Raw genomic sequence first — 13,035 nt, 5'->3', positions numbered from 1 at the left:
TGTCGGGCGCCATGAGCGCTTCCGCGAACATCCCCGCCGACACCCTGCTCGACTGGTTCGCCGACACCGCCCGCGACCTGCCCTGGCGACGCCCGGAGTGCACCGCGTGGGGCGTGCTGGTCAGCGAGGTCATGCTCCAGCAGACGCCCGTGAACCGCGTCGAGCCGATCTGGCGGGACTGGCTGGAGCGCTGGCCGACGCCGTCCTCGACGGCCGCCGCGACGCAGGGCGAGGTGCTGCGGGCGTGGGGCAAGCTGGGCTACCCCCGGCGCGCCCTGCGCCTGCACGCCGCCGCCCGGGCGATCGCGGAGGACCACGACGACGTCGTGCCCCCCGACGTCGACACGCTGCTCGCCCTGCCCGGCATCGGCGCCTACACCGCCCGCGCGGTGGCCGCCTTCGCGTACGGGCAGGCCGTCCCGGTGGTCGACACGAACGTGCGACGCGTCGTGGCCCGTGCGGTGCACGGCGCGGCGGACGCCGGCCCGCCGTCCACCACCAGGGACCTCCGCGACGCCGAAGCCCTCCTCCCGCGGGAACGGGCCGCCACCTACTCCGCGGCCCTGATGGAACTGGGCGCGCTCGTCTGCGTCGCCCGCACACCCCGGTGCGCCGACTGCCCGGTCCTCGCGACCTGCCGCTGGCAGCTGGCCGGCCGCCCCGCCCACGACGGCCCGGTCAAGGCCGTGCAGAAGTTCGCGGGCACGGACCGCCAGGTCCGGGGCCGCCTGCTGGACGTCCTGCGCGGCACCACCGAGCCGGTGGAGAAGGCCGTCCTCGACCTGGCCTGGTCCGACGCGGGCCAGCGCGACCGCTGCCTGCACTCGCTGCTCGTGGACGGCCTGGTCGAGCAGACCCGCGACGGCCTGTTCGCGCTGCCCGGGGAGCACTGATGCACAAGCTGGTGGTGCTGTTCGACGCCGAGGCGGACCAGGCCGTCCGCGACCTCTGGCGCCGGGCGGGCACCACCCACCCGCACCCGCCGCACCTGACCTTCGCCGCCGCGGGCACGATCGGCCCGAAGGTCCGCGCCGAGCTCCGCGAGGACCTGTCCCGCCTCTGGCTGCCCGACCTGTGGCTGCACGCCCTCGCCGCCACCGAGGGCCACCTGCACCTCACCGCGGTCGTGGACGGCGAACTGCTGGCCGTCCACTCGGCCGTCCACGACGTCCTGGCGGGCCGCGTGAAGCACCCGGACGCCCGCCACCTGCCGAGCAGCTGGACACCCCGCTGCACGCTCCTGGAGGGCGAGGACCACGAGGTCGCCCGGGCCTTCGCCGCCCTCCACCCGGTGACCCCGATCCGCGCCCGGGTCCGGCAGGTCGCGGTCGTCGACACTCAGACCGGCGGCACGGACCCGCTCAGGAACGCCTCCACCGCACCCCGGTAGACCTCGGGCGCCTGGTCGTGCACGACGTGCCCGGACTCGGGCACCAGCAGGTACGACGCGCCGGTCCGCCGCGCGACCTCCTCCATCTGCCCCGGCCGCATGCCACCGCGACCCGCCTCGACCACCAGCATCGGGCACCGCACCGCGTCCACGAGGTCCCAGTAGGACCGCTCGCCCCACTCGGCCGCGATCTCGTACAGGTCCTCCATCCGCGCGATCAGGTGCCAGCCGTCGTCGCGCTCCTCGAACAGCTCCTCCACCCGGGGCACGTCCACCACCGACCGCACGTGCGCCAACGACTCGAACACCGGCCACGCGTCGAAGTACCAGCGCCACTCGTCCACGGTCCTCCCCCGGTTGTCCGGCACGACGTCCTCCACGACGACCGCCGCCACCAGGTCGGGCCGCGCGGCGGCCAGCGCCCACGCGTGCAGCCCGCCCATCGAGTGCCCGATCACCACCGCCGGCCCCAGCCCGCGCTCCTCGATCACCGCCGCCGCGTCGGCCGCGAAGTCCTCGGTCCGGAACGGGCCCCGCCGCGGGTTCCGCCCGTGCCCCCGCGCGTCGGGCGCGACGACCCGCCCGTACGGCTTCAGCCACTGCGCCACCGTCCACCAGGTGCTGGCCCGGCTCATCAACCCGTGCAGCAGCACGATGCCCCGACCCGAGCCGCCGAACTCCGCAACGCCCATGCGTGCATCATGTCGGCATGTCCATCGGCACCAAGGCGCGCCCGTACCTGCTCGTCACCGCCCTGGTGCTGGTGGTGGCCGGGATCGTGGTGGCCCGCATCCCCCGCGAGGACGCCGCGGCGCCCGCCACCACCGGTCCGACGACGCCCGCCGCGGCGAACGCCGAGGGCGGCGACGGCGCGGGTGACGCGTACTACCCGCAGGACGGCAACACCGGCTACGACGTCCAGCGCTACGACGTCTCGATCAGCTACGACCCCGCCACCAGGCAGCTCGACGGCACCGCCACGATCACCGCGCGGGCGACCGCCGACCTGTCCCGCTACAACCTCGACCTCTACGCCCTCACGGCGACCGAGGTCACCACCGACGACGCGGCGGCGACCTTCGCCCAGGAGGGCGACCACGAACTGGTGATCACCCCGGGCACGCCCCTCCCCCGCGACCGGGAGTTCACCACCACCGTCCGCTACCGCGGCGAACCGACCGTCTTCGAGGACCGGGCCCTGGGCCGCAGCGGCTGGCAGACCTCGTCGACCGGCGGGGCCTTCGCCGCGGGGGAACCGCACTCGGCGACCACCTGGTTCCCGGCCAACGACACCCCCCGCGACAAGGCCGCCTTCGCCCTCACCGCCCGGGTCCCCGAGGGCTGGTCGGTCGTCTCCAACGGCCTGGAGAAGGGGAGCACCACCGCCGACGGCTGGACGTCGTTCCGCTGGGAGGCCGACCAGCCCATGGCCACCTACCTGACCACGATCGCCATCGACAGGTGGACCGTCGAGCGCTCCGCGCTGCCCGACGGCACCCCCGTCGTCGACGCCTACGCCCCCGGCGCCGAACAGGCCCGGCAGCACCAGCGGCGGCTCCCCGAGGTCCTCGCCTTCCTGTCCGAGGAGTTCGGCCCCTACCCGTTCACCGCCGCGGGCGGCATCTTCCTGGCGGACGACATCGGCTTCTCCCTGGAGACCCAGACCAGGCCCGTCTACGCGGGCTGGGCCGACCTGGACACCGTGGTGCACGAGAACGCCCACCAGTGGTTCGGCAACTCGGTCTCCCTGGAGAACTGGGCCGACATCTGCCTGAACGAGTGCTTCGCCAGCTACGCGCAGTGGCTGTGGGACGAGAAGGAGGGCGCCGACCTGGACGCCCGCTACCGCGCGGAAGTGGAGCGCGTGAGCGACCGCGACTCCTACTGGGGCCGCAAGCTCTACGACATGGGCCGGGGCAACGAGTTCCGCGGCGTCTACGACAAGGGCCAGCTCGCCCTGCACGCCCTGCGCCGCCAGATCGGCGACGAGCACTTCGACGCGACCCTCAAGACCTGGCTGGCCGACCACCGGGACGGCAACGCCGCCTGGCCGGAGTTCGAGGCGCACGTCGAGAAGACGTCGGGCCAGGACCTGGACGCCTTCTTCGCCGCCTGGTTCCGGGGCGACGAGCGCCCGTCCGACGAGCACCTCTACCCCGGACCACTGCGGTAACGTCGTCGCCATGGCGGTTGTGAAGATCAACGCGATCCACGTGCCCGACGGTTCCGGCCCCGAGCTGGAGAAGCGGTTCGCCGCGCGCCTGGGCGCCGTGGACAACGAGCCCGGCTTCCTCGGCTTCCAGCTGCTCCGCCCGGTCAAGGGTGACGAGCGGTACTTCGTGGTCACCCAGTGGGAGACCGAGGAGGACTTCCAGAACTGGCTGAAGGGCAGCGCCAAGGAGGCCCACTCGGGCGAGCGCGCGCGTCCCGTGGGCACCGGTTCGGACCTGCTGGAGTTCGAGGTGGTCCTCGACTCCACGAACAAGAGTTGACCGAAGCCCTCGACCGGGCCGCCGACCTCGTCCGCGACGCCGACGCACTCCTGGTGTGCGCCGGCGCGGGCATGGGCGTGGACTCGGGCCTGCCGGACTTCCGCGGCACGAGCGGTTTCTGGCGGGCCTACCCGCCCTACGAACGCCTGGGCCTGAGCTTCGAGGAGCTGGCCGACCCGGTGCACTTCGCCGAGGACCCGGCCCTGGCCTGGGGCTTCTACGGCCACCGGCTGCACCTCTACCGCGGGACGACGCCCCACGCGGGTTTCGGGGTCCTGCGGGCCTGGGGCGCGCGCGTCCTCACCTCGAACGTGGACGGCCAGTTCCAGGAGGCCGGCTTCCCCCACGTGGCCGAGGTCCACGGCTCGATCCACCACCTCCAGTGCACCGGGCCGTGCACGGACGACGTCTGGCGGAACGACCACGTCGTCACCGTCGACCCGACCACCATGAGGGCCACCGGCGACCTGCCGACGTGCCCCCGCTGCGGCGGCCTGGCCAGGCCGAACATCCTCATGTTCGGCGACCGGTCCTGGGTCCCCACCCGCTCCCGGCGGGCCCTGGACGAACTCACCGCCTGGCGCCGCGCCCACCGCGACCTCACCGTCGTCGAGATCGGCGCGGGCACGGCCGTCCCCACGATCCGCCGCCAGGCGGAGCTGGCCGCCGCGACCACGGGGAACCTGATCCGCATCAACCCCCGGGAGCCCGAGGTCCGCCACGGCAGGGGCGTCTCCCTGGCGATGGGCGCCGCGGAGGCCCTCAGCGAGCTGGCACGACGAATCGGCTGACCACGGCCCGGTGGTCGGTGCCGGGGATGTCCACCACCGCGAACGAGTCCACCGGGCACCGGTTGTCCACCAGCACGTGGTCGATGACGACGGGCGGCGGCCACGGGGCCCCGGCAGGCCACGTGGGTGCCAACCCGGCCCCCACCTGGTCGGCCGCGTCGACGTACCCGCCGTTCAGCAACCGCCGCATGCCCACGTGGTCGAGCGTCGCGTTGAAGTCCCCGGCCAGCACCCGCACCGGCGCGTTGAGGTCCCGCTCGGGCAACCCGGCCAGGTCCCGCTGCCAGTCCTCCGGCCCGGCGTCCACCACCGGCGGCAGCGGGTGGACCGACAGCACCTCCACGTCGTCGCCCGGCAGGTCCACCAACGCCCCGGCCTGCCGCAACGTGCTGGGCGGCGTCAGGACCCGGGGCGACAGCGGCCACCGGGACGCGATCCCGGACCCGGACCCGCCCGGCTCGTCCAGGAAGTGCCGGTGGGGCAGCTCCCGCCCCAACCCGGCCCGCTCGAAGTCCGCCACCATCGCGGGCGTCAGCTCCTGGAGGGCGAGCACGTCGACCCGGTGCTCCCGGACCGCCGCCACCACGTCCTCCGCGACGGCCTTCCCCACCAGCAGGTTCGAGGACATCACCACCACCGACCGCCCCACCCCCACCGGGCGGGAGTCGGGGAAGGCCCGGGGCGCCACCGCCGACACCAGCACCAGCGCGACGAGCAGCACCACCACCCCCACGCCCCACCGCCGCAGCAGCAGCGCCACCGCCCCCAGCAGCACGCCGGCGGCCGTCCAGTAGGGCGTGAGCGCCGTGGTGGCCACCATGTGCCGCGTGCCGTCGACCCCGAGCAGCCGGACGAAGGCGGCCCCCGAGAACCCCACCGCGGCCACCACCAGCAGGAAGGTGACGCCCCCTCGCCTGGTGCGGCGTTCCACCGTGTCGACCACGCCATCTAGTCTGCCCGAATGGAGGTATTGCTGACGGGCTTCGAGCCGTTCGGCGGGGAGCGCACCAACCCGTCCTGGGAAGCGGTCAAGGCGGTCGAGCCCACCGGCTACACCCTGACCACCCTGGAACTGCCCTGCGTCTTCCACGAGTCCATCGAGGTCCTGAGGGGCGCCCTGGGCGAGCGCCACTACGACCTGGTCATCGCCACCGGCCAGGCGGGCGGCAGGCCGGACGTCACCCCGGAGCGCACCGCGATCAACCTGGACGACGCCCGCATCCCCGACAACCGGGGCAACCGGCCCGTGGACGAACCGGTGCTCCCGGAGGGCCCCACCGCCTACTTCAGCACCCTCCCGGTCAAAGCGGCGGTAGCCGCCCTCACCGCCGAGGGCATCCCCGCCTCGGTCAGCCACACGGCGGGCACGTTCGTCTGCAACCACGTCTTCTACGGCCTGATGCACCTGACGGCCACCGCCCACCCGGGCACCAGGGCCGGCTTCGTGCACGTCCCCTTCTCGCCGGACCAGACCGAGGACGCACCCAGCCTCCCGGTCGAGACCACCGCCAAGGCGCTGGACCTGATCATCCGGACCGCCCTGTCCACGCGGACCGACCTGCGCACCACGGCCGGCACGCTGCACTAGCACCCGCCGGGCCGGCACCCGCTCCGCGCAGCAGAACGCCCCCCGGGCGGACCCGGGGGGCGTTCGGCACCGCTGGTGGGACTAGGCGGACTCGGCGTCCGAGTCGCCGCCACCCTCGCCGCCGGAAGCGGCCATGTCGACGGGGGGCGCGTCCGGCACCCGCATCGGCTTGGTCTCGCCCCGGAACACGAAGTGGGCCTTGTCGTCGGGCTCCTTCTCCCCGCCGTCCCAGCCCTCGACGTCGGTGATGATGATCTGGCCGGGCTGGATCTCCCCGAACAGGATCTTCTCCGACAGCTGGTCCTCGATCTCGCGCTGGATGGTCCGGCGCAGCGGCCGGGCGCCCAGCACCGGGTCGAACCCGCGCTTGGCCAGCAGCATCTTCGCGCGATCCGTGAGCTCGATCGCCATGTCCTTGTTCTTCAACTGCTGCTCGACGCGGGCGATCATCAGGTCCACCATCTTGATGATCTCGTCCTGCGTGAGCTGGTGGAAGACGATGATGTCGTCGATGCGGTTGAGGAACTCGGGCCGGAAGTGCTTCTTCAGCTCGTCGTTGACCTTGTTCTTCATGCGCTCGTAGTTGGACGCGGTGTCCTGACCCGAGGTGAAGCCCAGGCCCACGGCCTTCGAGATGTCCGAGGTGCCGAGGTTCGAGGTGAAGATGATGACGGTGTTCTTGAAGTCCACCGTCCGGCCCTGGCCGTCGGTCAGGCGGCCGTCCTCCAACACCTGGAGCAGCGTGTTGTAGACCTCCTGGTGGGCCTTCTCGATCTCGTCGAACAGCACCACCGAGAACGGCTTGCGCCGCACCTTCTCGGTGAGCTGGCCACCCTCCTCGTAACCCACGTACCCGGGAGGGGCGCCGAAGAGCCGCGAGGCGGTGTACCGGTCGTGGAACTCGCCCATGTCGATCTGGATGAGCGCGTCGTCCTCGCCGAACAGGAAGTTCGCCAGCGCCTTCGACAGCTCCGTCTTGCCGACGCCCGACGGGCCGGCGAAGATGAACGAACCGGACGGCCGCTTCGGGTCCTTCAACCCGGCCCGCGTCCGGCGGATCGCCTGCGACACGGCCTTGACCGCGTCGACCTGGCCGATGATCCGCTTGTGCAGCTCGTCCTCCATGCGGAGCAGACGCGTGGTCTCCTCCTCGGTGAGCTTGAACACGGGGATGCCGGTCCAGTTCGCCAGCACCTCGGCGATCTGCTCGTCGTCCACCTCGGCGACGACGTCGAGGTCGCCGTCCTTCCACTGCTTCTCCCGCTCGGCCTTCTGGCCGAGCAGCTGCTTCTCCGCGTCGCGCAGCTTCGCGGCCCGCTCGAAGTCCTGCGCGTCGATCGCGGACTCCTTGTCGCGACGCACGTCGGCGATCTTCTCGTCGAACTCGCGCAGGTCCGGCGGCGCGGTCATCCGGCGGATGCGCATCCGCGCGCCGGCCTCGTCGATCAGGTCGATCGCCTTGTCCGGCAGGAACCGGTCGTTGATGTACCGGTCGGCCAGCGTGGCCGCCGCCACCAGCGCGGAGTCGGTGATGGAGACCCGGTGGTGGGCCTCGTACCGGTCGCGGAGACCCTTGAGGATCTCGATGGTGTGCTCCAGCGACGGCTCGCCGACCTGGATCGGCTGGAACCGGCGTTCGAGAGCGGGGTCCTTCTCGACGTACTTGCGGTACTCGTCCAGCGTCGTCGCGCCGATGGTCTGGAGCTCGCCGCGCGCCAACATCGGCTTCAGGATGGAAGCCGCGTCGATCGCGCCCTCGGCCGCACCCGCACCGACGAGGGTGTGGATCTCGTCGATGAACAGGATGATGTCGCCGCGGGTGCGGATCTCCTTGAGCACCTTCTTCAGGCGCTCCTCGAAGTCACCGCGGTACCGCGAGCCCGCCACCAGGGACCCGAGGTCCAGGGTGTAGAGCTGCTTGTCCTTGAGCGTCTCGGGCACCTCGCCCTTGACGACCATCTGGGCCAGGCCCTCGACGACGGCGGTCTTGCCCACGCCGGGCTCGCCGATCAGGACCGGGTTGTTCTTGGTGCGGCGGGACAGCACCTGCATGACCCGCTCGATCTCCTTGGCGCGCCCGATCACCGGGTCGAGCTTGCCCTCCCGCGCCGAGGCGGTCAGGTTGCGCCCGAACTGGTCGAGCACCAACGAGGACGACGGCGTGCCCTCACCGCGGCCGCCGGACTCCGCCGGCTCCTTGCCGCCCGAGTAGCCGGACAGCAGCTGGAGGACCTGCTGGCGCACGCGGTTGAGGTCGGCACCCAGCTTGACCAGGACCTGCGCGGCGACACCCTCGCCCTCGCGGATCAGGCCGAGCAGGATGTGCTCCGTGCCGATGTAGTTGTGGCCGAGCTGGAGCGCCTCGCGGAGGGACAGCTCCAGCACCTTCTTCGCGCGCGGGGTGAAGGGGATGTGTCCGGACGGGGCCTGCTGCCCCTGGCCGATGATCTCCTCGACCTGCTGGCGCACACCCTCCAGCGCGATCCCCAGCGACTCCAGCGCCTTGGCGGCGACACCTTCACCCTCGTGGATCAACCCCAGGAGGATGTGCTCGGTGCCGATGTAGTTGTGGTTGAGCATCCTGGCCTCTTCCTGGGCCAGGACAACCACCCGCCTCGCGCGGTCGGTGAACCTTTCGAACATTCGCACTCCCTGACTGCTGCGCCGGCGGTCCTCGGGCTCACCACCGGCTGGCCGTCTGGCCGACCGTGGAGAGCGCGGCACCGTGGGACCACTGTAGTCGTCAGCCCCCGACACTCTCGGTTCCCGTTCGCCGGCAGTCGTCCGCGGGGATCTCTGACATCGGTATCAACGCGTGATCTGCCAGGCAGATTCCACGGAACGGGTCCTGTCCGCTCAACGCGAACATTCAACCGTTCGGCGACAACCCGAAGTGACCGACACCACACCGCGGTGCAAGTTAGGCGAACCTGGGTAAGGTTAGGCAAACCTCAACCACTCCGAACACGAGGACCTTCTGGAGATGACGGTACCGGCGAGGGTCAGGGCACGCACCACCTCGGCGACGACGCCGGTCGCCGAGTCCCTCCTGCGCGCCGCCTCGCGCGCACCGCACTTCGAGCTCAGGTTCGGCCTCCCGGTCGACCAGGCCGAACGGGCCGAGTGGACGACGTGCGCGGAGTTCCTCGACGAGCCCCAGCGGTTCGACGTGTGGCGGAAGTCCCTGGCCGAGTGGCTGCGCGAGCAGTACGGCGAGGCGCCCGACCGCACGACCGCCGGGTACGTGATGAGCTGGTACCTCAACGTCGTCGGCGTGCTCGGCGGCCTCCTCTTCCACACCGCCCGCCGGGTGCCGTCGCTCCGGCCCGCCGACGTCGCCCTGCGCATCGCCCCGGAGGGCCGTCCGCACACCGTCGGCGTGGCCCTGCTGACCGACGACTTCGCGTGCCTGCCCGAGGACCCGGCGGGCAACCACCCCGCCGCCACCGTCGTCGCCGACGAGAACGCCCTCGCCGCCCTCCTCCGCACCAGGTTCGCCGCGCACGCCGCCGGGTTCGTGGGCTCCTTCGGCCCCACCGTCCGGCTGGGCCGCCGCACGCTGTGGGCCGCCGCCACGGACGCGCTGGACAGCGCCGCGTGGACCGCCGGCCAGCTGTGCGGCGACGAGACGGCCGGCGTGATGGACTCGGCGCTGCTGCTGCCGGCCAAGCTCGACCCGTTCACCTCGGCGTCGACGCTCAAGGCCACCGACACGGGCTGGACCCGTCGCCGGGAGAGCTGCTGCTTCCACTTCGTCCTGCCGAACGCCGAGGCGTGCGGCACCTGCCCGCGCGTCTGCTCCTGACGCCTCAGCGGTGCCGGTGCCCGACGGGCACCACCAGCGGCGTCCCGGACACCGGGTCCACCACCACCCGGGCCTCCAGCCCGAACACCTCCAGCAGGTTGGCCTCGGTCAGCACCTCGTCCGGCGTCCCGGCGACCACGATCCCGCCGTCCTTCATCGCCACCAGCCGCTCCGCGTACCGCGCGGCCAGGTTGAGGTCGTGCAGCACCATCACCACGGTCCGGCCGAAGTCGACGTGCAACCGCTGCACGAGGTCGAGCACGTCGATCTGGTGGGCCAGGTCCAGGTAGGTCGTGGGCTCGTCGAGCAGCAGCAGGTCCGTGCCCTGCGCCAACGCCATCGAGATCCACGCCCGCTGCCGCTGGCCGCCGGACAGCTCGTCGACGGTCCGCGACGCCAGGTCGGCCATCCCGGTCATCCGCAGCGCCTCGCCCACCGCCTCCTCGTCGGCGGCCGACCACTGCCGGTACCACGCCTGGTGCGGGTGGCGGCCCCGCGCCACCAGGTCCGCGACGGTCAGCCCCTCCGGCGCCTGCGGCGCCTGCGGCAGCATCGCCAGCACCTTGGCGACCTCGCGCGTGGGCGTGCGGTCGATGCGCTTGCCGTCGAGCAGCACGGCCCCGCCCCGCGCCGGGAGCAACCGCCCCAGCGCGCGCAGCAGCGTGGACTTCCCGCAGCCGTTCGGCCCGATGACGGCCGTCACCGACCCGGCCACGACGTCCAGGTCCAGCCCAGAGACGACCGCCCGCTCCCCGTACCCCACCGACAGGTCCTGCGCCTGAAGTCGCACCGCGGTCATACCCGAGCCTCCCGACGGCTCCGAACGAGCAGGTACATGAGGTAAGGAGCGCCGAGCACGGCCGTCACCACGCCCACCGGCAGTTCGATCCCGCCGAACGCGAGCCGCGAGACCAGGTCGGACGCCACCACGAGCAGCGCGCCGACCACCGCCGACCCGAGCGGCGGCGGCGTGGCCGTGCCCGCCAGCCGCAGCGCGACCTGGGGCGAGGCCAGCGCCACGAAGGCCACCGGGCCGGCCGCCGCCGTGGCCACCGCCGCCAGCACCACGGCCAGCAGCAGCATCGCGGTGCGCGCGCCGTCGAGCCGCACGCCCAGCCCGCGCACCGTGTCGTCGTCGAACTGGAGCGCGCCGAGCTGCCGGTTGCCCACCAGCGCCGCCGGGACGAGCACGGCCAGCGCCAGGCCGACCGGCACGACGTGCTCCCAGCCGCGCCCGTTGAGGCTGCCGGTGATCCACACCATCGCCCGCGCCGCGTCGGTCACGTCGCCGACCGTCAGCAGGTAGTGGGTGAGGTTGCCGGTCACCGCCGAGACGCCGATGCCGACGAGCACCAGCCGGAAGCCCTCGATGCCCCGCCGCCACGCGAGCCCGTACACGAGCAGCCCGGCGAGGAGCCCGCCCGCCAGGCTCGCCAGCGGCACGCCCACCGTCGACAGGGACCCGCCCACCGCGCCCAGGGACCCGGCGAAGGTGATCACGGTCACCGCGCCGACGCCCGCGCCCCAGGTCACGCCGAGGATGTCCGGGCTGGCCAGCGGGTTGCGCGCGATCGCCTGGAAGATCGCCCCCGACAACCCGAGCGCCGCGCCGACGAACACCGCGGTCAGAGCCCGCGGCAACCGCAGGTCGACCACGACGAACCGCTGGCTCCGCGCACCGCCGCCGAGCAGCACGTCGACCACCTGGCCGAGGCCGAGGGGGAAGTCGCCGAACGCGATGCTCAGCGCGCCGGCGAAGAGCACCAGCACCAGCCCGACCGCCACCACCACCGCCGGCCGCCACCGCAGCCGCCACGACGCCGCGCCGATCCTGACGGCCCCGCCGTCCCGCGGCCCGGTCTTCGCGGGCTTCACAGCCTCACCAGCCTGCGCCGCCGCACGAGCGCGATGAAGAACGGCGCCCCGAGCAGGGCCATCACGATGCCGACCTCCAGTTCGCCCGGCCGGGCGACGACCCGCCCGACGACGTCCGCGACCAGCAGCACCACCGCGCCCAGCACCCCGGAGAAGGGCAGCAGCCACCGGTGGTCCGGCCCGGTCATCGCCCGCGCCACGTGCGGCACGACCAGCCCGACGAACCCGATCGGGCCGCACGCCGCCACCGCGCCGCCCACCAGCAGGGTGATGGCGGCCACCCCCACGACCCGGGTCAGCACGACCCGCTGCCCGAGCGACCGGGCGACCTCGTCGCCGAGCGCGAGCGCGTTCAGCCCGCCCGCGTTGAACGCCGCCAGCACCAGGCCGACCAGCACGAACGGCAGCACCTGCCACAGCACGGCCAGGTCGCGCCCGGCGAGGCCCCCGACCTGCCAGAACCGGAAGGCGTCGAGGCTCTGCCTGTCCAGCAGCACCAGTGCCGACACCAGGCCGTGCATGAGGGCGGACACCGCCGCACCGGCCAGCGCCAGCGTCACCGGCGTCGGCCCGGTCCGGCTCGACCCGAGGAGGAACACCACCACGCTCGCCACCAGCGCGCCCGCGAACGCGAACCAGATGTACCCGTGGAGGCCGGTCACCCCCAGCGTGAAGATCGACAGCACCACCGCGAACGCCGCGCCCTGCGTGACGCCGAGCACACCGGGGTCGGCGAGCGGGTTGCGGGTGTGGCCCTGCATGAGCGCCCCGCCGACCCCGAGGGCCACGCCGGCGAGCACGCCCAGCGCCGTCCGGGGCACCCGCAGCCCGCGCACGACCAGGTCGTCCTCCGACCCGGTCGGCGTGGTCAGCGCGTGCCAGACGCCGGTGAGCGGGATGTCCTTCGCCCCGAGGGCGACGCTGCCGAGCACGACGACGGCCAGCAGGCCCAGCAGCAGGAGCAGACGACCGGTGCGGAGGACCACGTCCCGCTCCTCCTGTGCGACGGCCTGTGGTGAGGTAAGCCTAACCGAACACCGTCGGTCGATCGGTGCGCACCCACCGCGACGAAACCGGCCCTCGACGTGAAGCAG

13 protein-coding genes are annotated in these 13,035 nt (G+C 72.8%); 7 read left to right on the top strand and 6 right to left on the bottom strand.

Annotation, left to right across the window (positions count from 1 at the left end; translation table 11 throughout):
* The first annotated feature begins 11 nt into the window (after window positions 1-11).
* Both J2S66_RS30555 and J2S66_RS30550 read left to right on the top strand, forming a co-directional pair.
* The gene (locus J2S66_RS30555) at window positions 12-893 is read left to right on the top strand and encodes an HhH-GPD family protein (RefSeq protein WP_310311372.1); all 882 of its coding nucleotides are present in this window, start codon (window positions 12-14) and stop codon (window positions 891-893) included.
* A complete protein-coding gene (locus J2S66_RS30550) occupies window positions 893-1,390 on the top strand; it encodes a 2'-5' RNA ligase family protein (RefSeq protein WP_310311370.1) in 498 nt (165 codons plus the stop codon). The genes J2S66_RS30555 and J2S66_RS30550 overlap by 1 nt, the downstream gene beginning before the upstream one ends.
* Here J2S66_RS30550 and J2S66_RS30545 read toward each other — a convergent pair.
* Entirely contained in the window at window positions 1,339-2,082 is a 744-nt protein-coding gene (locus J2S66_RS30545; RefSeq protein ID WP_310311368.1) for an alpha/beta fold hydrolase, read from the bottom strand. The genes J2S66_RS30550 and J2S66_RS30545 overlap by 52 nt on opposite strands.
* A 17-nt stretch (window positions 2,083-2,099) precedes the next feature.
* On the opposite strand from J2S66_RS30545, the gene J2S66_RS30540 reads away from it, so the two are divergent.
* Genes J2S66_RS30540 through J2S66_RS30530 form a run of 3 tightly spaced genes read left to right on the top strand, consistent with a single transcriptional unit; the run spans window position 2,100 to window position 4,673 of the window.
* Window positions 2,100-3,563: a M1 family metallopeptidase gene (locus tag J2S66_RS30540; RefSeq protein WP_310311366.1), complete on the top strand. Its 1,464-nt coding sequence runs from the start codon at window positions 2,100-2,102 to the stop codon at window positions 3,561-3,563.
* A gap of 10 nt (window positions 3,564-3,573) precedes the next feature.
* Window positions 3,574-3,882, top strand: coding sequence for an antibiotic biosynthesis monooxygenase family protein (locus tag J2S66_RS30535; protein ID WP_306744435.1), 309 nt, complete (start codon window positions 3,574-3,576; stop codon window positions 3,880-3,882).
* Window positions 3,879-4,673, top strand: a complete 795-nt coding sequence (locus tag J2S66_RS30530; protein WP_310311362.1) for an SIR2 family NAD-dependent protein deacylase — start codon at window positions 3,879-3,881, stop codon at window positions 4,671-4,673. The genes J2S66_RS30535 and J2S66_RS30530 overlap by 4 nt, the downstream gene beginning before the upstream one ends.
* On the opposite strand, the gene J2S66_RS30525 is transcribed toward J2S66_RS30530, so the two are convergent.
* A complete protein-coding gene (locus J2S66_RS30525; RefSeq protein ID WP_310311360.1) occupies window positions 4,645-5,616 on the bottom strand; it encodes an endonuclease/exonuclease/phosphatase family protein in 972 nt (323 codons plus the stop codon). The genes J2S66_RS30530 and J2S66_RS30525 overlap by 29 nt on opposite strands.
* Window positions 5,617-5,634: 18 nt before the next feature.
* Between J2S66_RS30525 and pcp the strand changes: the two genes are divergently transcribed.
* Window positions 5,635-6,261, top strand: a complete 627-nt coding sequence (gene pcp / locus J2S66_RS30520) for a pyroglutamyl-peptidase I (RefSeq protein ID WP_310311358.1) — start codon at window positions 5,635-5,637, stop codon at window positions 6,259-6,261.
* A gap of 81 nt (window positions 6,262-6,342) precedes the next feature.
* Here the strand turns inward: pcp and J2S66_RS30515 are convergent, their stop codons facing one another.
* Window positions 6,343-8,904 carry an ATP-dependent Clp protease ATP-binding subunit gene (locus tag J2S66_RS30515; protein ID WP_310311356.1) on the bottom strand — a complete coding sequence of 854 codons (2,562 nt, stop codon included), beginning with the start codon at window positions 8,902-8,904 and terminating at the stop codon, window positions 6,343-6,345.
* Between the two features lie 340 nt (window positions 8,905-9,244).
* Between J2S66_RS30515 and J2S66_RS30510 the strand changes: the two genes are divergently transcribed.
* The gene (locus J2S66_RS30510) at window positions 9,245-10,066 is read left to right on the top strand and encodes a (2Fe-2S)-binding protein (RefSeq protein WP_310311354.1); all 822 of its coding nucleotides are present in this window, start codon (window positions 9,245-9,247) and stop codon (window positions 10,064-10,066) included.
* 4 nt (window positions 10,067-10,070) lie between these two features.
* Here J2S66_RS30510 and J2S66_RS30505 read toward each other — a convergent pair whose 3' ends face one another.
* From J2S66_RS30505 to J2S66_RS30495, 3 genes are read right to left on the bottom strand one after another with little or no spacing between them, the layout of a single operon-like run.
* Window positions 10,071-10,865, bottom strand: a complete 795-nt coding sequence (locus J2S66_RS30505) for an ABC transporter ATP-binding protein (RefSeq protein ID WP_310311352.1) — start codon at window positions 10,863-10,865, stop codon at window positions 10,071-10,073.
* Window positions 10,862-11,941 carry a FecCD family ABC transporter permease gene (locus J2S66_RS30500; RefSeq protein ID WP_310311349.1) on the bottom strand — a complete coding sequence of 360 codons (1,080 nt, stop codon included), beginning with the start codon at window positions 11,939-11,941 and terminating at the stop codon, window positions 10,862-10,864. The genes J2S66_RS30505 and J2S66_RS30500 overlap by 4 nt, the downstream gene beginning before the upstream one ends.
* Window positions 11,938-12,927, bottom strand: coding sequence for a FecCD family ABC transporter permease (locus J2S66_RS30495; protein WP_310311348.1), 990 nt, complete (start codon window positions 12,925-12,927; stop codon window positions 11,938-11,940). Before J2S66_RS30495 ends, J2S66_RS30500 begins: the two co-directional genes overlap by 4 nt.
* Between the last annotated feature and the right edge of the window lie 108 nt (window positions 12,928-13,035).

The organism is Saccharothrix longispora (assembly GCF_031455225.1).
In the GTDB taxonomy this organism is placed as follows: domain Bacteria; phylum Actinomycetota; class Actinomycetes; order Mycobacteriales; family Pseudonocardiaceae; genus Actinosynnema; species Actinosynnema longispora.
The sequence above is the reverse complement of the archived record's forward strand: the minus strand, read 5'-3'. Positions and strand labels throughout refer to the sequence as shown.

Excerpts from the sequence above, each read along its gene's own strand:
- J2S66_RS30535 (WP_306744435.1), top strand. The coding sequence starts at position 3,574 with ATGGCGGTTGTGAAGATCAACGCGATCCACGTGCCCGACGGTTCCGGC.
- J2S66_RS30505 (WP_310311352.1), bottom strand. The coding sequence starts at position 10,865 with ATGACCGCGGTGCGACTTCAGGCGCAGGACCTGTCGGTGGGGTACGGG.
- J2S66_RS30540 (WP_310311366.1), top strand. The coding sequence starts at position 2,100 with ATGTCCATCGGCACCAAGGCGCGCCCGTACCTGCTCGTCACCGCCCTG.
- J2S66_RS30545 (WP_310311368.1), bottom strand. The coding sequence starts at position 2,082 with ATGGGCGTTGCGGAGTTCGGCGGCTCGGGTCGGGGCATCGTGCTGCTG.
- J2S66_RS30515 (WP_310311356.1), bottom strand. The coding sequence starts at position 8,904 with ATGTTCGAAAGGTTCACCGACCGCGCGAGGCGGGTGGTTGTCCTGGCC.
- J2S66_RS30555 (WP_310311372.1), top strand. The coding sequence starts at position 12 with ATGAGCGCTTCCGCGAACATCCCCGCCGACACCCTGCTCGACTGGTTC.
- pcp (WP_310311358.1), top strand. The coding sequence starts at position 5,635 with ATGGAGGTATTGCTGACGGGCTTCGAGCCGTTCGGCGGGGAGCGCACC.
- J2S66_RS30550 (WP_310311370.1), top strand. The coding sequence starts at position 893 with ATGCACAAGCTGGTGGTGCTGTTCGACGCCGAGGCGGACCAGGCCGTC.
- J2S66_RS30510 (WP_310311354.1), top strand. The coding sequence starts at position 9,245 with ATGACGGTACCGGCGAGGGTCAGGGCACGCACCACCTCGGCGACGACG.